Below are 22,363 nucleotides of genomic sequence, written 5' to 3'. Positions count from 1 at the left end.
GACCCGAAGCCGGGACGGTGCCCTGAAGAGGAGATTCCGATGAGACGACTCACCGTTGCAGCGGTGGCAGTGGCCGCCCTCGTTCCGGCCACTCTCGGCCTGGTCGGCAACAGCTCGTTCGCGCAGAGCATCCCCACCTACGTCCCCCCGTCGGCCGAGCTCGTCACCGAGTCCGGCGACGACAGCGCCCGCACCTCGAGCAGTACGCCGAGCGCGACCCACACCACCGAGGCCGGCGACGACAAGGGCGGCGCAACCCCCCGCGACTCGCGCACCGAGGCCGGCGACGACCGTGGCTCTCACGTGGAGCCGGGCGACGACCACGGCGCTCACGCGGAGCCGGGCGACGACCGCGGCGCTCACGCCGAGCCGGGCGACGACCACGGCGGCTCGTCGAACCGCGGCTCCGGTTCATCGGGATCCGGCTCCTCGTCCTCCGGTTCGTCGGGCTCTGGTTCGTCGGGCTCTGTTTCGTCGGGCTCCGGTTCCTCGTCGTCCTCGGGGTCCCGCACCTCGGTGTCCCGGGTGACCCGCACCGCCGACGACCACGGCGGCAGGTCCGGCTCGTCCTCCTCCGGCTCCTCCGGCTCGTCTGGTCGCCACGGTGGCGACGACTCCGGAGCAGACGACCACTGACCATGAAAGCGACAGAACGCTCGGGCAGCGAGAGCACGCTCCCGCTGCCCGGGGCGGCGCCCCGACCGGTGGTTCCCCCACCACCGACTGCGCCGCACGCCGTCGGCGAGCGAGCCCACCGGAACCTCCCCCTCTGGTGGACGCTCGCCGACGGCGTCGCCCCGCCCAGGGTGCCTCCGCTGCCGAGCCGGCGGCGGATGCTGCTCCAGCTCGGGCTGGCAGCCTTCGCCGTCTTCGTGCTCGTCGTCGTCGGCACGTCGTTCGCCGCGAGGCAGCTCGCGGAGCGGCAGGTCCTCAACGACGTCGCGCACCGGACGGACCTGATGGCCCTGGCGCTCATCCAGCCGGCGCTCGACGATGCGCTCCTCACTGGGGACCCCAACGCGTACGCGGCCTTCGACACGATGGTGCGCGACCGGATCATCGCCAACGGCATCCGGCGGGTCAAGCTCTGGGAGCCGGACGGCAGGATCGTCTACTCGGACGTGCCGAGCCTCGTCGGCAAGAGGTTCACCCTCGACGAGGAGCAGTCGGCCACCCTCTCCGACCCCCGGACCCAGGCGGAGGTCACCGACCTCGACCGCTCCGAGAACGAGTTCGAGCGCGGCGACGGCAAGCTGCTCGAGGTCTACCGCCCCGTCTGGACCACCTCGAAGCAGGAGCTGCTCTTCGAGGTCTACGCCGACTACGAACCGGTCCAGGAGCGCGCCTTCGACCTGTGGCGAGCCCTCGCCGGCGTGATTGCGAGCAGCCTGTTGCTGCTGCTCGTGCTGATGCTTCCCGTCCTGTGGCGGCTGCTGGACCGGCTCGACGCCGCCCAGCACCAGCGGGAGTCGCTGCTGCGCCGCGCCGTCGACGCCTCCGCCCGGGAGCGTCGCCGCATCGCGGCCGACCTGCACGACGGCCCCGTGCAAGACCTGGTGGCCAGCTCCCTCGCCGTGAGCGGTGCCGCAGAGGCCGAGCGTGCAGCAGGGCGCACAGGGCTCGCCGCCACGATCACGGAGGCGGCCTCGACCGTCCGTGCGAGCATCGCGAGCCTCCGCTCGCTCCTCGTGGACATCTACCCGGAACGCCTTGCCGACGCAGGGCTGTCCACGACGCTGGCCGACCTGGCCCGCCCGCTCTCCGGCCGTGGCGTCGAGGTCGACGTAGACGTCGACGAGGCCGTGGCCTCACGCCTCAGCGAGGTGGCCCAGCAGCTGACCCACCGCGTGGCTCGGGAGTGCCTGCGCAACGTGGTGCGCCACGCGGAGGCCTGCCACGTCTCGATCCGGCTCGCTGCCAACGACGAGGACCCCGATCACCCGGTGCTCCTCACCGTCGAGGACAACGGGATCGGCTTCGATCCCGACATTCTCCCGCGACTTGAGGGACACTTCGGGATACGGGTGCTCGCAGACCTCGCCACCGAGATCGGCGCGGTGCTCCGTGTGAGCTCGTTGCGCGGTCGAGGCACCACGTGGCAGCTCGCCCTACCCGTGGAGGAGGTTCGATGACCACCGTCGTCGTCGTCGATGACCATCGACTCGTCCGCGCCGGCCTGCGCACCATCATCGACGCGAGCGACGACCTCAGTGTCGTCGGTGAGGCGGCCGACGGGGCCGAGGCCCTCGGGGTGGTCAGCGCGGTCGAGCCCGACGTCGTCCTGATGGACCTGTCGATGCCCGGCGTCGACGGCGTCGAGGCGATCCGCCGGCTCAAGGCGGCCGGTGTGCCGGCCCCCGTCGTGGTCCTGACCTCCTTCGCCGAGGCCGAGCGCGTGCGGGCGGCGCTCGAGGCCGGCGCCGTCGGCTACCTGCTCAAGGACAGCGAGCCACGCGACGTCCTCGACGCCGTCCGGGCGGCCTCGGCCGGCCACGCACCGCTCGACCCCAGGGTGACGAGGGCGCTGCTGCCGTCCAGCAGCCAGCATGCCGTCGGTTCGCCCACTCTCAGCGGCCGTGAACGAGAGGTGCTCGCGCAGGTCGCCCAGGGCCTGGCCAACAAGCAGATCGCCCGCAGCCTGGGCATCAGCGAGCGCACCGTCAAGGTGCACCTCGGCAACGTCTTCCGCCAGATCGGTGTCGGCGACCGCACCTCCGCCGCGCTCTGGGCGCGCGACCACGGCGTGGCCTGAGCGCCGCGCTCGAGGCGCTCGAGGCGGCGTCGGCCGAGGGCGTCCCCGTCAGCGGCCGGTCAGACGGGCCCGGTCCACGGACCGTTCGACCACGGCTGCCATGTCGGCGTAGCCGGCGTCGTTGGGGTGGAACCGGTCGGAGGCGAGCCGGCCCCACCACGAGCGAGGTCCCTCACGTCGCACGTCGACGAGCACGACCCGACCAGCGGCGGCACGCTCGCGCAGCAGCTCGTCGACGACCCGTGCCTCGCGGTGCGGGTTGGGCAGGTTCGACACGAGCGCACCCTCGGGCAGCCGGTCGAGCAGCTCGGTGAAACGGCCGACCAGCAGGCGTCGGTGGCGCCGCAGCACGACATCGTTGGAGCCGACGACGACCGTGACCAGGGCGGCCGGCCGGTCCGCCGTCAGCTCGGCCAGCGCGGGCAGCTGACGCTCGAGCAGGTCCTCGACGCGCGCGCCGTTGACGCCCAGGTTGACGACTCGGTGGCGCCAGCCCCGCTCGTCGAACCGGCGGCTGAGCTGACCCACCCACCCGAGGTCGGGTGCCTTGGCGCCGATGCCGAGCGTCATGGAGTCGCCGAGCGCGACCCAGAGCGGCCCGGAGCCACGCGCGGCCTCACGGTTGTGCGCACCCCACCAGGCGGCATACGGCTCGACCTGCTCCTGGACGGCACGGATGCCCGGGAACGTCGTCGAGAGCGCTGACAGCACCGGTCCACGGGGGCGCACGGCGCGGTTGGAGTAGTCGAAGTCGTCGCGCACGCCCGCAGCATCGCAGAAGAGCCCGTGGGCATAGGCTCGTCACCATGTCTGACGAGCACGGCTTCTCCACTCGCGCCATCCACGCCGGCCAGGAGGCCGACCCGCTGACGGGTGCCGTGGTCACCCCGATCTACCAGGTGTCGACCTACAAGCAGGACGGCATCGGCGGCTTCCGCAACGGCTACGAGTACAGCCGGTCGGCCAACCCGACGCGCACCGCGCTCGAGGAGTGCATCGCCGCGCTCGAGGGCGGCAGCCGCGGCTTCGCGTTCGCCTCAGGCCTGGCCGGCCAGGACACGGTGGCCCGCGCGCTGCTCGTGCCGGGCGACCACGTCGTCGTGCCGAACGACGCCTACGGTGGCACCTACCGCTACTTCAACAAGGTCGCGACGCCGCAGGGCGTCGAGCACTCGATCGCCGACATGGGCGACCTCGACGCCGTCCGTGCAGCGATCCGGCCCGGCCAGACGAAGATGGTCTGGGTCGAGACGCCGACCAACCCGCTGCTCGGCATCGCCGACATCGCGGCCATCGCCGAGATCGCCCACGAGGCGGGTGCCGTCTTCGTGGTCGACAACACGTTCGCGACCGCCTACCTGCAGAGCCCGCTGGCCCTGGGCGCCGACATCGTCACGCACTCGACGACGAAGTACTCCGGCGGCCACAGCGACGTCGTCGGAGGCGCCGTCGTGACGGCCAAGAGCATCACGGTGCCCGGCCTCGACGACGCCGAAGACCGGATCGCCTTCCACCAGAACAGCATCGGCGGTGTGGCAGGTCCGTTCGACTCGTGGCTCACGCTGCGCGGCCTCAAGACCCTCGGCGTCCGCATGGACCGCCACTGCGACAACGCCGAGAAGGTCGTCGAGTTCCTCGAGGGCCACGACGGCGTCTCGCACGTGCTCTACCCGGGCTTGCCCGGGCACCGCAACCACGACGTCGCCGCTCGGCAGATGAAGCGGTTCGGGGGCATGGTGAGCTTCCGCATGACGCGCGGTGAGGACGCCGCCGTCAAGGCGTGCGCGGCCGTGAGCCTGTGGACGCTCGGCGAGTCCCTAGGTGGTGTCGAGTCGCTCATCGAGCACCCGGGTCGCATGACGCACGCGAGCGTCGCGGGCACCGAGCTCGAGGTGCCGAGCGACCTCATCCGCCTGTCGGTCGGCATCGAGGACGTCGACGACCTCATCGCCGACCTGCGCGAGGCGCTCGACATCCACGGCTGAGCCCGCGAACTTCCTTCTCACGCATGACGATCTTCGCGGTCGACTTCGGGTCGACCTTCACCAAGGGTGCCCTGCTCGCCGATGACGGCACGGTGCTGGGCACGGCGTCGACGCCGACGACCGGGACCCAGCGCACGGGCGACATCCTCGACGGCTACGGAGCGCTGCGGGAGCGGCTCGACGTGCCCGGCGACGCAGTGGTGCGGGCCTGCTCGAGCGCCGGCGGAGGGCTGCGGCTCGCCGTCGTCGGCTACGAGCGCACCGTCACGGCCCAGGCCGGCCACCGGGTCGGGCTGTCCGCGGGCGCAAAGGTCGTCCACGTCGCAGCGGGTGAGCTGTCGACGGCCGATGTCGCCGGCATCCGGGCAGCCCGCCCCGACATGATCCTGCTCGTCGGCGGCACCGACGGCGGCAACAGCAACGTCTTGCTGCACAACGCCGCCCGGCTCGCCAAGGGAGCGATCGGTGGGCACGGTGCGCACGCGGTGCCGGTGGTCCTGGCCGGGAACGCCGACGCTCGTGACGAGGCTGCCGGGGTGCTCGCGACGACCGACAGGCCCACGGTCCTCGCCGACAACGTGCTCCCGCAGATCGGGGTCATCGCGCCCGACTCGGCCCGGGCGGCGCTCCGTGAGGCGTTCCTGCACCACGTCATCGGCGGGAAGGGCCTCTCCCGCGACCCGGCGTTCGCCGCCATGGTCGAGGCCGCGACGCCCGACGCCGTGCTGAGAGGCGTGGAGGTGCTCGCGTCCGTGGCCGGCGGGGGAGACGTGCTCGTCGTCGACATCGGCGGAGCGACGACCGACGTCTACTCGTGCCTGACACCCGAGGGCGAGGACGCCGGCCTGCGCAAGGACGTCGTCGCGACGCTCTGGCACGCGCGCACCGTCGAGGGCGACCTCGGGATGCGCTGGAACGCCGAGCACGTCGTCGAGGCGGCCGAGGCCGAGCACCTGCTCGAGTCGAAACCCGATGCCGAGGCCCTGAGGGCGTATGCCGCCCGCGTCCACGAGCAGCCCGCCTCGCTCCCCGGCGACGACGTGGAGCGCGCGCTCGACCTCGAGCTGGCCCGGCTCGCCGCGCTCGTCGCCGTGCGTCGGCACGCGCGCCCCGCGCAGCCCACCGAGGCCCCGCGCCCGCTCGCAAACGTCACGGCCCTCGTCGGGTCCGGCGGCGTGCTGCGCCACACCGACGACGCCGGGCGCGACCACGTGCTCGGGGCCGTGCTCGCCGACCACGCGGGTGGCTGGAAGGTGCCACGCGCGGCGCGCGCGACGGTCGACACGGCATACCTCCTCTTCGCAGCCGGCCTCCTCGCCGCCGACGCCCCGGACGTCGCCCGCACCGTCGCCGCCCAGATCACCACCCCCTAACCGTCGAGAGGCCAAAGTTCGCGGCCCCCCAACCGTCGAGAGGCCAAAGTTCGCGGCCCCGCACACGTCGAAAGGCCATTCCTCGTGCTCGGGCGGATCGTGCCGTCCACACCCCCTGGCGCCGGACAGCTCGTGTCCACAGGCGACGAGATCCGACAGCCGGAGGCTCTCGGATGCGAGCACTGTCGCGGTCATGGAGCCCGCGCCGTTGCCGCTCGACCTGCAGAGTCGTCCTTTCCGCACCCGCGAAGCACTCGAGCGCGGCGTCACAGCGACTCGGCTGCGCGCAGTAGACCTGTGGACACCCACGCCCGGGGTGCGCACGACCGGCCTGCCGATGACACTCATCGAGAGGGCTCGGGCCTTCGCGGTGGCCTGCCCGGGCGACTTCGCGTTCGCGCATGCCACGGCTGCTCGACTGCTCGGTATTCCGGTGCCTCTGGCCCTGGAGGAGGACCCCTGCCTCCACATCGTCACCCGCACCGAGGCCAACCGCGTTCGTCGGGGGGAGGTTGTTGGGCACAGGGGCCTTGAGACCCGTGACGTCCTGCAGGTGCACGGCGTGCCGGTGGTCGCGCCCGCGGACTCGTGGGTCGATCTCGGTGAATACGTCGGTCCCGGGAAGCCCGTGGGACTCGACGACCTCATCGTGGCGGGTGACGCTGTCGCGAACATCATTGGCGGGACACTGCCCCTGACCCGCGCCATCGAGCGCCGCGTCCGGCCGCGGGGCAAGGTGACGCTGACGTATGCCGTCCCCAGGATCCGTCTCGGCGCCTGGTCGCCGATGGAGACGCGCAGCCGACTCATGGTCGTTCGTGCCGGGCTGCCGGAACCACGGCACAACGTCGACCTCCTCGACCGCGCCGGACGGTGGCTTGGTTGTGGCGACCTCGTCTGGGAGGAGGAGCGTGTGGTCGGCGAGTACATGGGCGTCGAGTTCCACTCCCGCCGGCGTGACCGGGCCTCGGATGGTCAGAGGCGCGACAGGCTCCAGCACGGGGACTGGGTCGTCGTCCCGATCATTGCAGCAGACGTGTTCGAGGCCGGTGCCCGAGCTGCCAGGCTGCGCGAGCTGGCTGGGCATCTGGCCGTGAATCCCCATCTGCTCGACGTCTTCGGCTCGGCGCCACAGTTCTTCGCGCCGGCCCAGTTCGCCAGACCGCGTCGCCGCCGATCCTGACCAAGAGTCGATCGCCCGTCGGCGCGCCGCGAACTTTGGCCTCTCCAGGGTTGAGGAGCCGCGAACTTTGGCCTTTCGAGGGTTGAGGAGCCGCGAACTTTGGCCTCTCGAGGGTTGAGGAGCCGCGAACTTTGGCCTCTCGACGGGTGAGAAGCCGCAAAGTTTGGCCTTTCGACGGTTGAGGTGGGGGAGGGGGACACGACGAACGGGCCGGGTCCCGCCCCCAGATCGGAGGTGGACCCGGCCCGTTTCGACAGGCGTAGGGCTCGGCTCAGCCGGTGTAGGGCTTGGCCGCGATGATCTTGACGTCGATCGTCTTACCGTTGGGGGCCTCGTAGCTCGTGCTGTCGCCGACGCTCTTGCCGTTGATGGCAGCGCCCATGGCGGACTTCTCAGAGAAGACCTGCAGGTCGGAGCCGTCGGCGATCTCGCGGTTGCCGAGCAGGAAGGTCTCCTCGTCGCCGAAGATCTCGACCGTCACGAGCATGCCGGGCTCGACGACGCCGTCGTCGGGGGGCGTCTCGCCGATCGTCGCGTTGTGGAGCAGCTCGGTGAGCTGGCGGATGCGGGCCTCCATCTTGCCCTGCTCCTCGCGGGCGGCGTGGTAGCCGCCGTTCTCCTTGAGGTCGCCCTCCTCGCGGGCTTCTTCGATCTTGCGCGCGATCTCGATGCGACCTTCGCCCGTCAGCTGGTCGAGCTCCGCCTTGAGGCGGTCGTAGGCCTCCTGGGTCAGGAAGCCAGCGGCAGTGTCGGTCACTGTTGTCACTCCTCGATTGAAGAGCGCCCACGCGGTGCTCGCGTGGGCGCCTACACAAAAAGAAAGGGACCGAACCGTGGTGTCACCGACTCGATGTGCCGGTCGGCGACGGGTCCGGACCCTTGTATGAAGCATTCAGGATAACAAAGTGAACGGCAAAAGCGCAGTTCACGGCGTATTCGTGGGCACCGAGCCGGGCAGCGGGTCCGCTCAGGAGCAGGTGCGCACCTGTCCGGTCACGGCTCGAGAGGTGGTGCGCAGCGTCGCCGACAGGCGCGTGGTCTCGTCTGCGCTCGCAGGTACCCGTACGCTGCTCGTGCCGACCGGCGAGAAGTCGCGGGCCAGAGCCTCGACCGTGCAGGTCAGGGCCGTGCCGCCGGGTCGGTAGACCTCGAAGTCGACGCGCACCTGCTGGTCGCTGATGACCTTGTAGCCGAGCGTCTGCCAGCTCGGCTGCCCGAGCGTGGCCGAGAGCCCGAACCAGATGGCGAGGGCGACGCCGGCGAGGATGCCGACGGTGCCGATGACCCACCACTTCAGCTGGCCGGGAGCGGGGCGGGGCAGGGTCGTGCGGGACGGCATACGAAGTCCTGGCGGTCGAAGCCCGGGCGTCGGGAGCCGCGGGGGAGAGTGAGAGGATGGCAGGCGGGTCCAGTCTCTCGTATGCCGGCACGGCACGACGCATGGGCCCGAGCGCGGGCGGTCACGAGCTGCTTCGCGCCTTCCCACCGATGATCGACGAACAGGGAGCCACGTGGCCGAGGGCATGCGGTTGATGGCGGTGCACGCGCACCCCGACGACGAGTCGAGCAAGGGCGCCGCGACGACGGCGAGGTACGTCGCCGCCGGGACGTCCGTCATGGTCGTCTCGTGCACCGGGGGCGAGCGCGGCGACATCCTCAACGAGAAGCTCAAGGACGACCCGCACATCCTGCGCGACATCGCGCAGGTGCGGCGTGACGAGATGAAGGCGGCGCAGGAGGTGCTCGGCTGCGAGCACACCTGGCTCGGCTTCGTCGACTCCGGCCTGCCGGAGGGTGACCCCCTGCCGCCGCTGCCCGACGGCTGCTTCGGCCTCGAGGACATCGACGTGACCACCGAGGCGCTCGTCCGCGTCATCCGCGCCTGGCGCCCGCACGTCATGACGACGTACGACGAGAAGGGTGGCTACCCGCACCCCGACCACATCATGTGCCACACGGTGTCGATGGCCGCGTTCGAGGCGGCGGGCGACCCGAGCCGCTACCCGCACGCCGGCGAGCCTTGGCAGCCGCTCAAGATCTACTACAACGGCGGCTGGTCCAAGGACCGCCTCGAGGCGATCCACGAGGCGATGCTCGCCGAGGGCCTCGAGAGCCCGTATGCCGAGTGGCTGGCCAACTGGAAGCCGCGCCGGTCCGGGCGTCCGACCACGACGATCCCGTGCGGCGACTTCTTCGAGACCCGTGACCGGGCGCTCATGGCGCACGCGACGCAGGTCGACCCCGACGGGTTCTGGTTCCAGGTGCCGCTCGAGATCCAGAAGCGGGTCTGGGGTGTCGAGGAGTTCGAGGCCGCGCTGTCGTACGTCCCGGTGGTCGACGGGGAGGACGACCTGTTCGCCGGCCTGGGCACGCCGGCCGAGGCCGACGCCCTCGCGACCCGTGGCGACCTCGAGATCGTCCACGACGGCCGGCTTCCCGACGAGCCGGAGCCCGAGCAGGGGCCCGAGGCGGCCGCGCACACGCACGGCGACAGCTCCGACACGCACACCGATGACGACGACGAGAAGGCGGATGCCTGATGGGTAGTGGCGGCAACCTCCCGGTCGGCCCCGGCATCTGGGGCTTCATCGCCTTCTTCGTGCTCGCGATCTCGCTGTGGCTGCTCGTGCGCAACATGAACAACCGGCTGCGCCGGATGGCCTACCGCGACCGCGACGAGGCCACGGCCCGCGCCGAGGCGGACGGCGTGAGGCAGGACGTGGAGCCAGACCCCACGCGCGACGCGCCCGTCGAGCGCGGGACAGCGAGCGACGCTCCCGAGGACGGCCGGCCGCAGCCACACAGCGACTGAACCCCCCAATCGAAAGAACAGTCCGTCACACGATTGCGTGACGGACTGTTCTCTCGATCGGGAGAGGAGGGTGGCTCAGGTGGCTGCCTGGTAGCCGATCACGGCGAGGACCACAGCCGCGAAGTGTGTCGCGAACCCGCCGAGCGTGAACGCGTGGAACACCTCGTGGAAGCCGAACCACTTCGGCCAAGGGTTGGGCCGCTTCGTGCCGTAGACGATGCCGCCCGCGGTGTACATCAGCCCACCGAGGCCGATCAGGGTGCCGATGAGCGGACCGCCCTCGCGCCAGAACGGCACGACGTAGAACACGGCCGTCCAGCCCAGGGCGAGGTAGAGGGCGGTGTAGAGCCAGCGTGGCGCCCCGACCCAGAAGACGCGGAACAGGACGCCGCCGATCGCGGCACCCCAGATGACCGTCAGCAGCAGCCGGGCCTGGTCGGCCGACAGCAGCGTCACCGCGAAGGGCGTGTAGGTGCCGGCGATGATGAGGTAGATGTTCGAGTGGTCGAACCGCTTGAGCAGGCCCGACATCCTCGGCCCCCACGTGCCGCGGTGGTAGACCGCAGAGACACCGAAGAGCAGGGCTGCGCTGACCGTGAACACGATCGAGGCGGCGCGCACGGCGCCCGGGTCGGAGAGCAGCACCAGCACGAGACCGCCGAGCAGGGCGACGGGGAACATGCCGAGGTGCAGCCAGCCGCGCAGGCGGGGCTTGACGATGGCGACGAGCTCGGCGACGGGTCCGCTCGCCTGCTCCTCACGAGGCTCGCCGGACTGCACGAGGGCGTCCGCGAAGGAGTCCTCGCGTGGCTTCTCGTCGTTCCGCTCGGGAAGGGGGCTCATGGCCCGAGTGTAACCTACGCAACCGTAGGTTACGGGTGCGTAGGTTCTGTGACGTCGCCATCAGTGGCGAGGGCACACAACCTCCACATCCGCCTCACGGGACCCACCCGCGGCGGCCCGCCGACCACCGGGATCGCCGGCGGCCTGAAGGGTACGGTGGGACGGCGGCCCGCCCGGGTCGCGACCTGTGGGCGAGGACGATCGAGTCGACGAGGAGGCCCCCGTGGGGTGGCGCGATGTGGTCTACGGCGCGTACGAACGCCGGGTCCTCAAGGATCTGCCCAAGGAGTCCCTCCCTCGTCACGTGGCCGTCATGCTCGACGGCAACCGGCGCTGGGCCCGGGCCCGCGGGGCCGGCACGGCCAGCGGGCACCAGGCGGGCGCCGACAAGATCGAGGAGCTGCTCGAGTGGTGCCGCGAGGCCGGCGTCGAGTACGTCACCCTCTGGTTGCTCTCGACCGACAACCTGCGTCGCCCCGAGGAGGAGCTGGCGCCGCTCCTCAAGATCATCGAGACGGCCGTGGCCGACCTCGCCGACACCGGGAACTGGCACCTGAAGATCGTCGGCGCGCGTGACCTGCTCCCGCGCGAGACCGCCGACAGCCTCAGGGACTCGGCCCGGCGCACCAAGGACGTCGACGGCATGACGGTCAACGTCGCCGTCGGCTACGGCGGCCGCCGCGAGATCGCCGACGCGGTGCGCGACCTGCTGCTCGAGCGGGCCGCGGCCGGCGAGTCCATCGAGCAGATCGCCGCCGGCCTGACCGCCGACGACATCGCCGGGCACCTCTACACCAAGGGTCAGCCCGACCCCGATCTCGTCATCCGCACCTCCGGCGAGCAGCGCCTCGGCGGCTTCCTGCTCTGGCAGAGCGCCACCTCCGAGTTCTACTTCTGCGAGGCGTACTGGCCCGACTTCCGCCACGTCGACTTCCTGCGGGCGCTCCGGGCGTATGCCGGCCGGCACCGCCGCTTCGGCGGCTGACCCCCGCCGGGGCACAGCCGGGTGGGGTGGGGAGTGCTCCCCATTGTCCGGCTTCGCCTCCGTTGCGTAGGTTTCGGGTAGCCGGCCGGAGACTCGCCGGGGACACACGGCATACGGCACGGCACACGGCATACGGCATACGGCCCGTGGCATGAACACGAGACGGCACGGCGACGACGTCAGGGGAGCAGCGGAACATGGCGATCTACAAGAAGGGCGCCGACCCGGTGGCGCTGCGCGCGTCGGCCGAGCGCATCACGGGCCACGCCCGCGAGTGCGAGAGCCTCAAAGGTGAGGCCAGCCGGGCTGTCCACGCGCTCAAGGGGCAGTGGGGCGGCGGCGACCTCGACCACCTGATGAACCGTTGGCCGCCGATCGAGGCCCAGCTGACCCAGTTCGGCACCGACCTCGGCAAGCTCGCTGAGGCCCTGCGCCGCAACGCCGGCGCGCAGGACACCACGAGCGGGCAGGGCGGCTCGGGCCCCGGGGGCGGCCCCGGCGGGTCCGGTCGCGGCGGCGACAACAGCGGCATCCCCGGCTACGACCTCCTCAAGTCGCTGTGGACACCGATCAAGGGCATCGGCACCGCCGTCGGCCTGCTCGGCACCGGCATGAAGATCAAGAACTTCCTGTCCAACCTCGGCACCTGGGACAGCGCGACCGGCGTCTTCGCCAACCTCAAGAACGCGTGGAAGACCGGTCGCCTCGCCGAGTTCGGTGAGGCGCTGGCGCCGAAGAACTGGAGCACCCTCTCCCGCTTCCTGCCCTCACTGGCCGAAGGTGGTGCCCTCGCGCGCACCCTGGGAACCGTCGGCAAGGCGCTGGGCCCGATCGGTGTCGCGTTCGGTGGCTTCACCGTCGCCAACGACATCTCCGAGGGCAACTACGGCCGGGCCGGCTACGACAGCGTGATGACCGGGCTCGGCGCCGCCGCCCTGATGACGCCGCCCCCCGTCGACGTCGTCTGCGGCATCGCGGCCGGCGGCATGGCGGTCGGCCAGCTCGTCTACGACAACTGGGACACCATCACCGACTTCACGGGTGACGCCGTCGACGCCGTGGGCGACTTCGCCTCCGACGCGGGCGACGCGATCAGCGACGTCGCCGACAAGGTATGGCCCTTCTGACCGGTGCGTGGACGCCCCGGGAGGCGAAACCCCGGGGTGACCGGCATCGTTGGACCGACGACGTGACACCGTGGACCGACCCACCGCGACCGACCGTGAACGACTGCGTATCGACAGAGGAGAACCATGGCTGACCCGATGAAGGGCACCCCGCTCGAGGGCTTCGAGCTGCCCGAGGAGGTCTTCGGCCTCGGAGCCGCCGAGCTCGCCTACCTCATGGCCCGCCACGAGACCCCCAGCGGAGAGCGTTCGCGACAGCTGCTCATGCTCGACCCGCGGGCCGCCGACGACGCCGCGCTGCTGGCCGGGGCCTCGAGCCTCGCCTCCCGCGGGTGGCTGGCTGTGACCGACGACGGCAACCACGAGTCCCGCTCCAACGCCGCGCTCGTCGAGTACGCCGTCGGCGCCGCGACCCGCTGGACCCGCATCGGCCTCGTCGGCGAGAACGTCAGCCAGGCCGACTTCGCCATCCTGCTCGAGTCCGACAGCGTCATCGCGCTCATGCAGCCGAGGCAGCTCGCGTCGTGGTTCATCCGCCTCGGCCAGCAGGACGGCGGCACCGGTGCGCTCGTGACCGACCTCGTTCGCGAGCGGTTCGCCGCCAACCCGCAGGCCGGCGTCTTCCTCGAGGTGCAGACCCTCGACGGCACGAGCAACCTGGCGATCCGTCGCTCGGGCGAGGGCTTCGAGGCGCTCGCCGACGTCGCCGGCCCGGGCACCGGCACGGGTGGCGTCGTCGACGCGAACGGCCTGCAGGGCGCGGTCGAGCAGCTCTACACCGAGGCGGTCAACGCATGAGCACCCCCGCACAGCAGCCCGACAGCTCGCCGCAGGCGTCCGCAGCCCCACGCGCGGGTGAGCCGACGCCCCCCAAGGAGCCGTTCGCGTACGTGAGCCAGGAGCGCGGCCTGCTCACCCTGAAGATCCGCGAGCCCGCACTGATGTTCGTCTTCTTCCTCGCGCTCACCGTGCTCGGGGTGATCTTCTTCCTCCAGGTCAAGAAGGGCGCCGACCAGGGGGCCGAGGGCGCGATGGGCGTCGCCTACCTCATCCTCGGGATCTTCGGCGTGCTCGGTGTCATCGGCATGGCCATCGCGGCCGTCCGCTGGCGGTGGAAGCGCGAGCACGTCCGCGTCATGGGGCGCTCGCCCTGGGCCTGACCCGCCGCTCCCGTCCCCTGTCGAGTGCCCAGTTCTCCACGCCCTGAACTGCGTCGGGAACTGGGCACTCGATCGTGTGGGGTCCGTCTGTCCTTGACGAGTGCCCACTTTCTGACGCGCGGAACCACGTCGGGAACTGGGCACTCGATCGTGTGGGGTCCGTCCGTCCTTGACGAGTGCCCACTTCGGACGTCCGGAACCGCGTCGGGGACTTCGCGCTCGACGGGGTCAAGGCCTCTCGGCGGACCTCTCGTCGACGCTCGCGTTGCCGGGATGTGAACTTCCCGGCGACACGACGGCGCAACGACGTTGAATGCGCGTCACTGTCCGATCCGGGTCGTACCGTCGTCCCAACGGCCGGCACCCGCCGGACGTTGCCAGGAGGCCCACCCATGGAGCGATCGCTCAGGACGGAGGGCCGGGCACGACGCCACCCTCTGGTGGCCGCCCGGCATCTCGGGAGCGATCAGGCGCGCTGAGCGCGCCGCGTAGGGAGTGGCACATGGCACGTACGACCCGTCAGGTCACGTCGGACCTCGCCAGCAGCACGACCACCAAGCCGGCCGCGGCCTCCACTCGCGCCACCACACGAACGTCCACGACAACCACGGCAGACGAACGCGTGCCCGAGCACAAGACGTACGTGCTCGACACGTCGGTGCTGCTGTCCGACCCGCGGGCGATGCTCCGTTTCGCCGAGCACGAGGTCGTGCTGCCGGTGGTCGTCGTCACCGAGCTCGAGGGCAAGCGGCACCACCCCGAGCTCGGCTACTTCGCCCGCCAGGCCCTGCGTCTGCTCGACGACCTGCGCGTCAGCGAGGGCCGGCTCGACAAGCCCGTCGGCGTCGGTGACGACGGCGGCACGCTGCGCGTCGAGCTGAACCACACCGACCCGTCCGCGCTGCCTGCCGGCTTCCGGCTCGGCGACAACGACACCCGCATCCTCGCCGTGGCCCGCAACCTGGCCAACGAGGGCTGCGACGTCACCGTCGTGTCCAAGGACCTCCCGATGCGCGTCAAGGCGTCGGCCTGCGGTCTCGAGGCCGAGGAGTACCGCCACGAGCAGGGAGTCGACTCCGGCTGGACCGGTCTGCAGGAGCTCGAGGTCACGACCGAGGAGCTCGACCAGCTCTACGACCGGGGCCGCGTCGAGCACGCCGGCGCCGCCGAGCTGCCGTGCCACACCGGTCTCGTCCTGCTCTCGCCGCGGGGAAGCGGTCTGGGGCGGGTCGGCGCCGACAAGCAGATCCGGCTGGTCCGCGGCGACCGCGACGCCTTCGGCCTGCACGGCCGCAGCGCTGAGCAGCGCATCGCCCTCGACCTGCTGCTCGACCCCGACGTCGGCATCGTCAGCCTCGGCGGCCGGGCCGGCACCGGCAAGTCCGCCCTCGCGCTGTGCGCGGGCCTCGAGTCGGTCATGGAGCGGCGCATCCAGCGCAAGGTCCTCGTCTTCCGCCCGCTCTTCGCGGTCGGTGGCCAGGAGCTCGGCTACCTGCCCGGCACCGAGGCCGAGAAGATGAACCCGTGGGGCCAGGCGGTCTTCGACACCCTGAGTGCGCTCGTCTCCACCGAGGTCGTCGAGGAGGTGATGGACCGCGGGCTGCTCGAGGTGCTGCCCCTGACCCACATCCGCGGCCGGTCGCTGCACGACGCGTTCGTCATCGTCGACGAGGCGCAGTCGCTCGAGCGCAACGTGCTCCTCACCGTGCTCTCCCGCATCGGGCAGAACTCCAAGGTCGTGCTCACCCACGACGTCGCCCAGCGCGACAACCTGCGGGTCGGGCGGCACGACGGCGTCGCGGCCGTCATCGAGAAGCTCAAGGGCCACCCGCTGTTCGCCCACGTCACGCTGACGCGAAGCGAGCGCAGCCCGATCGCGGCCCTCGTCACGGACATGTTGGAGGGTCTCGAGGTGTGACCTGAGTCACGTCACGCACGGCGCCCTCCGAGCACGGTTTCGGGGGGCGCCGTGTTTCGGGACATGGCCACAAAAGGCACCAACCACCCATTACGGTTAGGGCCGAACTTGATCTCGGTGCCCACCGCTGGCACCGTTGCACTTCGAAAGATCTCGGATCGGTAACGCTCGCTGCGGGGGGTGAGCGCTGGCGGACCGGTGATCCCCTCCCACACGACCAGTCCCGGGACGGCCAGCGGCCGTCCCGCGCCTTGCGTCGAGCACTGACCCCGAGAACCCAGGAAGGCGTGACACACGTTCATGGCACGGTATGAAGGCCGGCACCGCAACGCACCGGCTCCCTCAACCGCTCCCAGCACGCAGCGCGCCACCCCTTCGGCGCGTGCGAGCCGGCCCGGCAGTCCCACCCCCTCCGGCTCCGTTGTCCCGCGGGCGCCGCAGGCCGTGGCGACCCAGGCGCTGAAGCAGGGCCCGGTGACCCAGACGGTCGCCTCGCGCCGGAGCCGCCACGAGGCGATCCCGCAGCGCAAGCGCCACCGCGGCCGCCCGATCCTGGCCGGGGCCCTCGCCCTCGGCCTCGGCGCTTCAGGTTTCGCATACGCCAAGGCCACGAACCTCATCGGCACCGATGCGGCGGCGTTCGTCGTCGGCTCGGGCGTCGCAGCCCAGACCGACGAGCTGGCCCGCGCCGCGACCGTCGACACGACCTACCGCGCCGCCGCGTCCGTCTCGCGCAACGAGCGCCGCACGGCGATCGCCGCGACCGGCCTGCGCACCGCCAAGGAGCTCGAGGCCAAGCAGAAGAAGGAGGCCGCCAAGGCGGCCGAGCAGGCCCGCGAGGCCGCCGCGAAGGCGGAGCGCGAGCGCGAGCGACAGAGCGCCATCGCCAACGCGAAGAGCGACCCCAAGGCCGCCGCGCGAGTCCTCATGGCCGACCAGGGTTGGACGAGCGACTCGCAGTACAACTGCCTCGTCAACCTCTGGACGGGTGAGAGCGACTGGCGCTGGAACGCCGAGAACCCGAGCTCGGGCGCCTACGGCATCGTGCAGGCGCTGCCCGGCCGCAAGATGGCGACCGTGGGCTCCGACTGGCGCACCAACCCGATCACGCAGATGAAGTGGGGCATGTGGTACATCAAGATGTCCTACGGCAACCCCTGCAACGCGTGGTCCACCTGGCAGGCGCGGTCGCCGCACTGGTACTGAGCGACAACAGATGACGTATGCCGTGTGGCCGGCTCCCAGCGGGGGCCGGCCACACGGCATACCTGCGTCTGCGCCCGGATGCGAGGCGGGCGAGACTCAGATCTTGCGGAGCCGCACCCGGCGCACCTCGTGGTTGTCGCCCTTCGAGAGCACCAGGCTTGCCCGTGACCGGGTGGGCAGGATGTTCTCGACGAGGTTGGGGCCGTTGATCTCGCGCCAGATGCGGTTGGCCGTGGCCACGGCCTCCTCGTCGGACAGCACGGCATACCGGTGGAAGTACGAGTCGGGGTCGGAGAACGCCGTCTCGCGCAGGCGCAGGAAGCGGTCGACGTACCACTTGCGCACGTCGTCGACCCACGCGTCGACGTAGACGGAGAAGTCGAAGAAGTCGCTGACCGCGAGGCCGGTGCCACGCACGGGGTGCACCTCGGGGGCCTGGAGCACGTTGAGGCCCTCGACGATGAGCACGTCGGGCTGGCGCACGACGATGCGCTCGCCGGGCACGATGTCGTAGGTCAGGTGCGAGTAGACCGGTGCGGTGACCTCGGCCCGGCCCGACTTGATCTCGGCGACGAAGCGCAGCAGCGCCCGCCGGTCGTAGGACTCGGGGAAGCCCTTGCGCTGGAGCAGCCCGCGCCGCTCGAGCTCGGCGTTGGGGAAGAGGAAGCCGTCGGTGGTGACGAGGGCGACCCGCGGGGTGTCGGGCCAACGGGCGAGCATCTCGCGCAGGATGCGGGCGGTCGTCGACTTGCCGACAGCCACCGATCCGGCGACGCCGATGACGAACGGGGTCTTGGCCGGCCGCTCTCCGAGAAAGTCGCTCGTCACCTGGTGCAGCTGCCGGGTGGCGCCGACGTAGAAGTTGAGCAGGCGCGACAGCGGGAGGTAGACCTCCTCGACCTCGTTGAGGTCGACCCGGTCGCCGAGACCGCGCAGCCGGGCGAGGTCGGCGTCGTCGAGGTTGAGCGGCTGGTTCTCGCGCAGTCGTGACCAGGCCGCCCGGTCGAACTCGACGTACGGCGACGGGATCGACCCGTTGCCGCCCGACCCGTTGCCGCCGTTGCCGCCGTTGCCGCCGGTCCCGCCGGCCGCGCCGGGGGTCGCGCCACCGCTGCTCTTCGCCTCCGACACGCGTTCCGCCACGTCCGCCATTGTGTCGGACGATGGCACTCCCGGCGGCCTCGGCCCCGAACGCGGCACCCTCGGGGTTCCCCTAGGCTGGACCTCATGTGTGGAATCGTGGGATACGTCGGCCGGTCGAACGACGGCACGGCGCTCGACGTCGTCATGGAAGGCCTGGCCCGTCTCGAGTACCGCGGCTACGACTCCGCCGGTGTGGCCCTGCTCGACGGCGACCACGTCGAGACCCGCAAGAAGTCCGGCAAGCTCGCCAACCTCACCGCCGAGCTCGAGGCCGACCCGCTGCCCGCCTCGACCACGGGCATCGGGCACACCCGCTGGGCCACGCACGGCGGCCCCACCGACGAGAACGCCCACCCCCACCGCGGTGGCAAGGACGGCAAGCTCGCCCTCATCCACAACGGCATCATCGAGAACTTCCACAGCCTCAAGAAGGGGCTGCTGGCCGACGGCGTCGACTTCACGAGCGAGACCGACACCGAGGTCGTGGCGCACCTGCTCGCCGCGGCTTACGAGCGTGAGCACGACCTGACGGCCGCCATGCGCACCGTCGTCGCCGACCTCGAGGGGGCCTTCACACTCCTCGCGATCCACGCCGACCAGCCCGACGTCGTCGTGGGCGCCCGCCGCAACAGCCCGCTCGTCGTCGGCCTCGGCGACGACGCCAACTACCTCGGCTCCGACGTCGCGGCGTTCATCGGCCACACCCGGCACGCCCTCGAGCTCGCCCAGGACCAGATCGTCACGATCACGCCCGACGGCGCCACGGTCGTGAACTTCGACGGCACGCCCGCCGAGGGCAAGGCGTACGAGGTCACCTGGGACGCTGCGGCCGCCGAGAAGGGCGGCTACGCGACGTTCATGGAGAAGGAGATCAACGACCAGCCGCACGCGGTCGCCGACACCCTCCTCGGTCGCACCGACATCGACGGCCGGCTCGTGCTCGACGAGATGAACATCTCCGAGGAGCAGCTCAAGGCCGTCGACCGCATCACCATCGTCGCCTGCGGCACCGCCGCGTATGCCGGCATGACCGCCAAGTACGCCATCGAGCACTGGACGCGCATCCCCGTCGAGGTCGCTCTCGCGCACGAGTTCCGCTACTGCGACCCGATCGTCAACGAGCGCACGCTCGTCGTGTCGATCAGCCAGTCGGGCGAGACGATGGACACCCTGATGGCCGTCAAGCACGCGCGCGAGCTCGGTGCCCTGACCGTCTCGGTGTGCAACACGCACGGCTCGACCATCCCTCGCGAGTCCGACGCCGTGCTCTACACGCACGCCGGCCCCGAGATCGCGGTCGCCTCGACGAAGGCGTTCCTCGCCCAGATCACCGCGTGCTACGTGCTCGGCCTCTACCTGGCCCAGCTGCGCGGCGGCTCGTTCGCCGACGACGCGGCCGCGGTCATGAAGGAGCTCGGGCAGGTCCCGGCCAAGATCGAGACGCTGCTCGGCCAGATGGGCCGCGTCAAGGAGATCGCGAAGTTCATGGCCGACACGCGCTCGGTCCTCTTCCTCGGCCGCCACGTCGGCTATCCCATCGCCATGGAGGGCGCCCTCAAGCTCAAGGAGCTCGCGTACATCCACGCCGAGGGCTTTGCCGCGGGCGAGCTCAAGCACGGTCCGATCGCGCTCATCGAGCCGGGCCAGCCGGTCTTCGTCGTCGTGCCGTCGCCGACGAGCGAGCACGGCCTGCACGGCAAGGTCGTCTCCAACATCCAGGAGATCCGTGCCCGCGGTGCCCGCACCCTCGTCATCGCGGAGGAGGGCGACGAGTCCGTCGAGCCGTTCGCCGACGAGGTCATCCGGGTGCCTGCCACCTCGCCGCTGCTCGCGCCGCTGCTCACGGTCGTGCCGCTCCAGGTCTTCGCGCTGTGGCTCTCGACCGCCAAGGGCCTCGACGTCGACCAGCCGCGCAACCTCGCCAAGTCGGTCACGGTCGAGTGACGTGATCGTCGGGGTCGGCATCGACGTCGTCGACATCGCGCGCTTCGAGGAGACCCTCAGGCGCGCGCCGGCGCTGCGTGAGCGGCTCTTCACCGTCGAGGAGCGCGGGCTCGGCATCGCCTCGCTCGCGGCGCGGTTCGCCGCCAAGGAGGCCCTTGCCAAGTCGCTCGGGGCCCCGGGCGGCATGGAGTGGACCGATGCGCGGATCGTCACCAACGCCGACGGACAGCCGTCGCTCGAGATCGGGGGCACCGTGCGCGCCCGCGCCACCACTCTCGGGGTCGACTCCTTCCACCTGTCCATGTCGCACGACGCGGGCATCGCGTCGGCCGTCGTCATCGCGGAGGGTTGATGATCCGCGCCCATTCCATCGAGGCCGTGCGCGCTGCCGAGGCAGCCGCCATGGCCGCCGTCCCCGAGGGCACGCTCATGGCGCGCGCCGCCCTCGGGCTGGCCGAGGTCGCCGCGGCGCGCCTGTCCGACACCGAGGGCACGACGGTCGTCGGCCTCGTCGGCGGCGGCGACAACGGCGGCGACACCCTGTATGCCGTCGCACACCTCGCCGAGGCCGGCTACGCCGCCGCGGTGGTGCTGCTCGCGTCGTCAGGTCGCGACGGGGTCCACGCGGCCGGGCTCTCGGCCGCCGAGGCGGCCGGCGTCGTGGTCCACGTGGTGCCCGGGGACTCACGCGACATGGACGCGCTCGACCACGCGGCCGACGTCGTCGCCGGGGCCGACCTGGTGCTCGACGGCATCGCCGGCATCGGCGGACGCCCTGGCCTGCGCCCCGACGCTGCCCGGCTCGTCGACGCCATCGACGACGACGCGTGGGTCATCGCCGTCGATGTCGCCAGCGGGCTCGACCCGGCCGGGGGCGCCGGCGAGGACGACGCCGTCTGGGCCGACGAGACCGTCACGTTCGGCACCCCGAAGCCGGCCCACCTGCTCCCCGCGGGGGAGGGCGCGACCGGCGTGCTCACCGTGGTCGACATCGGCGTCCCGTTCGACGACGTCCCGGCTGCCGTCGAGCGCCTGACCTGGGACGACGTCGCGACCCTCTGGCCCGTGCCGCAGGCCTCCGACGACAAGTACTCCCGAGGCGTGCTGGGCGTCGTCGCCGGCAGCGAGGCCTACCCCGGGGCAGCGGTGCTGTGCACGACGGCCGCGGCCGAGGCTGGAGTCGGGATGATCCGCTACGTCGGCACACCCACTCCCGTCGGCCTCGTGCACCACGCCGTGCCCGAGGCGGTCGTGGGCGACGGGCGCGTCCAGGCCTGGGCCGTCGGACCCGGTCTCGACGCCGGAGCCGACGACGACCACGCGCGCACGCAGCTCGACGCCGCCCGCGCCGCGCTCGCCTCCGACCTGCCGGTCGTCGTCGATGCCGGCGGCCTCGACCTCGTCGAGCTCTCGGGCGGCCGTCGCGAGGCACCCACCGTCCTCACCCCGCACGCCGGCGAGCTGGCCCGCCTCCTGACGCGCCTGGAGTCCTCGAGCGCCGCAGTGACGACCGAGGACGTCAAGGCCGACCCGCTCGCGCACGCCCGCCGGCTGGCCGACGTGACCGGTGCCACCGTCCTGCTCAAGGGGTCCACGACGCTCGTCGTGACCGACGGCGAGGCCGTACGCGCCCAGGCCGACGCCCCGACGTGGCTGGCCACGGCCGGTGCCGGTGACGTCCTGTCCGGCGTCGTGGGCACCCTGCTCGCCGCGGGTCTCCCGCCGCACGACGCGGCCTCCCTCGGAGCGCTCGTGCACGGCGTCGCCGCGGACCGCGCCTCCGGCGGTGGCCCGCTGCGGGCGCTCGCGGTCGCCCACGGCATACGCCCGGCGGTGCGGGACCTGCTCGCGCGAGGACGGTCCGCGCCGGGGTGAGCCGTTCGGGATCGAACCCCGGCGACGGAGCGTTCTCTCGATTGAACGACCCCATCG

At 71.5% G+C, this 22,363-nt stretch carries 22 protein-coding genes; 17 read left to right on the top strand and 5 right to left on the bottom strand.

Annotated features, from left to right (window positions below; translation table 11 throughout):
- The first annotated feature begins 39 nt into the window (after positions 1-39).
- From AC1DE0_RS11660 to AC1DE0_RS11650, 3 genes are read left to right on the top strand one after another with little or no spacing between them, the layout of a single operon-like run.
- Positions 40-636, top strand: coding sequence for a hypothetical protein (locus AC1DE0_RS11660; RefSeq protein WP_478100564.1), 597 nt, complete (start codon positions 40-42; stop codon positions 634-636).
- A 2-nt stretch (positions 637-638) separates the two neighbouring features.
- The gene (locus AC1DE0_RS11655; RefSeq protein WP_478100561.1) at positions 639-2,132 is read left to right on the top strand and encodes a sensor histidine kinase; all 1,494 of its coding nucleotides are present in this window, start codon (positions 639-641) and stop codon (positions 2,130-2,132) included.
- Positions 2,129-2,752: a response regulator gene (locus AC1DE0_RS11650; protein WP_478100559.1), complete on the top strand. Its 624-nt coding sequence runs from the start codon at positions 2,129-2,131 to the stop codon at positions 2,750-2,752. The genes AC1DE0_RS11655 and AC1DE0_RS11650 overlap by 4 nt, the downstream gene beginning before the upstream one ends.
- A gap of 48 nt (positions 2,753-2,800) precedes the next feature.
- Here AC1DE0_RS11650 and AC1DE0_RS11645 read toward each other — a convergent pair whose 3' ends face one another.
- The gene (locus AC1DE0_RS11645; RefSeq protein ID WP_478100557.1) at positions 2,801-3,514 is read right to left on the bottom strand and encodes an SGNH/GDSL hydrolase family protein; all 714 of its coding nucleotides are present in this window, start codon (positions 3,512-3,514) and stop codon (positions 2,801-2,803) included.
- A 44-nt stretch (positions 3,515-3,558) separates the two neighbouring features.
- Between AC1DE0_RS11645 and AC1DE0_RS11640 the strand changes: the two genes are divergently transcribed.
- From AC1DE0_RS11640 to AC1DE0_RS11630, 3 genes are all read left to right on the top strand, one after another.
- Positions 3,559-4,737 (top strand): cystathionine gamma-synthase, encoded by a 1,179-nt coding sequence (locus tag AC1DE0_RS11640; protein WP_478100555.1) that lies wholly within the window; start codon positions 3,559-3,561, stop codon positions 4,735-4,737.
- Between the two features lie 23 nt (positions 4,738-4,760).
- On the top strand, positions 4,761-6,110 hold the full coding sequence (locus AC1DE0_RS11635; protein ID WP_478100553.1) for a glutamate mutase L: 1,350 nt from the start codon (positions 4,761-4,763) through the stop codon (positions 6,108-6,110).
- 193 nt (positions 6,111-6,303) lie between these two features.
- Positions 6,304-7,293, top strand: a complete 990-nt coding sequence (locus AC1DE0_RS11630; RefSeq protein ID WP_478100551.1) for a hypothetical protein — start codon at positions 6,304-6,306, stop codon at positions 7,291-7,293.
- Positions 7,294-7,564: 271 nt separating this feature from the next.
- Here AC1DE0_RS11630 and greA read toward each other — a convergent pair whose 3' ends face one another.
- The gene (gene greA / locus AC1DE0_RS11625) at positions 7,565-8,050 is read right to left on the bottom strand and encodes a transcription elongation factor GreA (RefSeq protein WP_442293006.1); all 486 of its coding nucleotides are present in this window, start codon (positions 8,048-8,050) and stop codon (positions 7,565-7,567) included.
- A gap of 210 nt (positions 8,051-8,260) precedes the next feature.
- Positions 8,261-8,632 (bottom strand): DUF4307 domain-containing protein, encoded by a 372-nt coding sequence (locus AC1DE0_RS11620; protein ID WP_478100549.1) that lies wholly within the window; start codon positions 8,630-8,632, stop codon positions 8,261-8,263.
- Positions 8,633-8,804: 172 nt separating this feature from the next.
- Here AC1DE0_RS11620 and mca point away from each other — a divergent pair, with 172 nt between their 5' ends.
- Entirely contained in the window at positions 8,805-9,833 is a 1,029-nt protein-coding gene (gene mca, locus AC1DE0_RS11615; protein WP_478100546.1) for a mycothiol conjugate amidase Mca, read from the top strand.
- Positions 9,833-10,105 carry a hypothetical protein gene (locus AC1DE0_RS11610; protein WP_478100544.1) on the top strand — a complete coding sequence of 91 codons (273 nt, stop codon included), beginning with the start codon at positions 9,833-9,835 and terminating at the stop codon, positions 10,103-10,105. Before mca ends, AC1DE0_RS11610 begins: the two co-directional genes overlap by 1 nt.
- Positions 10,106-10,180: 75 nt before the next feature.
- On the opposite strand, the gene trhA is transcribed toward AC1DE0_RS11610, so the two are convergent.
- Positions 10,181-10,948: a PAQR family membrane homeostasis protein TrhA gene (trhA, locus tag AC1DE0_RS11605; RefSeq protein WP_478100542.1), complete on the bottom strand. Its 768-nt coding sequence runs from the start codon at positions 10,946-10,948 to the stop codon at positions 10,181-10,183.
- A gap of 223 nt (positions 10,949-11,171) precedes the next feature.
- On the opposite strand from trhA, the gene AC1DE0_RS11600 reads away from it, so the two are divergent.
- The 6 genes from AC1DE0_RS11600 (at position 11,172) to AC1DE0_RS11575 (ending at position 17,344) form a co-directional block, all read left to right on the top strand.
- The gene (locus AC1DE0_RS11600; RefSeq protein WP_442293016.1) at positions 11,172-11,933 is read left to right on the top strand and encodes an isoprenyl transferase; all 762 of its coding nucleotides are present in this window, start codon (positions 11,172-11,174) and stop codon (positions 11,931-11,933) included.
- 197 nt (positions 11,934-12,130) lie between these two features.
- Positions 12,131-13,060 carry a WXG100 family type VII secretion target gene (locus tag AC1DE0_RS11595; protein WP_478100540.1) on the top strand — a complete coding sequence of 310 codons (930 nt, stop codon included), beginning with the start codon at positions 12,131-12,133 and terminating at the stop codon, positions 13,058-13,060.
- A gap of 126 nt (positions 13,061-13,186) precedes the next feature.
- The gene (locus tag AC1DE0_RS11590) at positions 13,187-13,858 is read left to right on the top strand and encodes a hypothetical protein (RefSeq protein ID WP_478100538.1); all 672 of its coding nucleotides are present in this window, start codon (positions 13,187-13,189) and stop codon (positions 13,856-13,858) included.
- A complete protein-coding gene (locus AC1DE0_RS11585; protein ID WP_478100536.1) occupies positions 13,855-14,220 on the top strand; it encodes a hypothetical protein in 366 nt (121 codons plus the stop codon). Before AC1DE0_RS11590 ends, AC1DE0_RS11585 begins: the two co-directional genes overlap by 4 nt.
- Positions 14,221-14,722: 502 nt before the next feature.
- On the top strand, positions 14,723-16,138 hold the full coding sequence (locus tag AC1DE0_RS11580; RefSeq protein WP_478100534.1) for a PhoH family protein: 1,416 nt from the start codon (positions 14,723-14,725) through the stop codon (positions 16,136-16,138).
- A gap of 474 nt (positions 16,139-16,612) precedes the next feature.
- Complete coding sequence (locus tag AC1DE0_RS11575) at positions 16,613-17,344, top strand: aggregation-promoting factor C-terminal-like domain-containing protein (protein ID WP_478100532.1); 732 nt, start codon at positions 16,613-16,615, stop codon at positions 17,342-17,344.
- A 96-nt stretch (positions 17,345-17,440) separates the two neighbouring features.
- Here the strand turns inward: AC1DE0_RS11575 and coaA are convergent, their stop codons facing one another.
- A complete protein-coding gene (gene coaA / locus AC1DE0_RS11570) occupies positions 17,441-18,496 on the bottom strand; it encodes a type I pantothenate kinase (RefSeq protein WP_478100530.1) in 1,056 nt (351 codons plus the stop codon).
- A 75-nt stretch (positions 18,497-18,571) separates the two neighbouring features.
- On the opposite strand from coaA, the gene glmS reads away from it, so the two are divergent.
- The 3 genes from glmS to AC1DE0_RS11555 are packed head-to-tail and all read left to right on the top strand — an operon-like array spanning position 18,572 to position 22,306.
- Positions 18,572-20,431, top strand: a complete 1,860-nt coding sequence (gene glmS, locus AC1DE0_RS11565) for a glutamine--fructose-6-phosphate transaminase (isomerizing) (RefSeq protein ID WP_478100527.1) — start codon at positions 18,572-18,574, stop codon at positions 20,429-20,431.
- A gap of 1 nt (position 20,432) precedes the next feature.
- Positions 20,433-20,783, top strand: coding sequence for a holo-ACP synthase (locus AC1DE0_RS11560; RefSeq protein ID WP_478100525.1), 351 nt, complete (start codon positions 20,433-20,435; stop codon positions 20,781-20,783).
- Positions 20,783-22,306, top strand: coding sequence for a bifunctional ADP-dependent NAD(P)H-hydrate dehydratase/NAD(P)H-hydrate epimerase (locus AC1DE0_RS11555; RefSeq protein WP_478100523.1), 1,524 nt, complete (start codon positions 20,783-20,785; stop codon positions 22,304-22,306). The genes AC1DE0_RS11560 and AC1DE0_RS11555 overlap by 1 nt, the downstream gene beginning before the upstream one ends.
- The last annotated feature ends 57 nt before the right edge of the window (positions 22,307-22,363 follow it).

Source organism: Terrabacter sp. 05T424, assembly GCF_056396225.1.
Note: the sequence above shows the minus strand (reverse complement) of the source record. Positions and strands in the feature narration are given on the sequence as shown.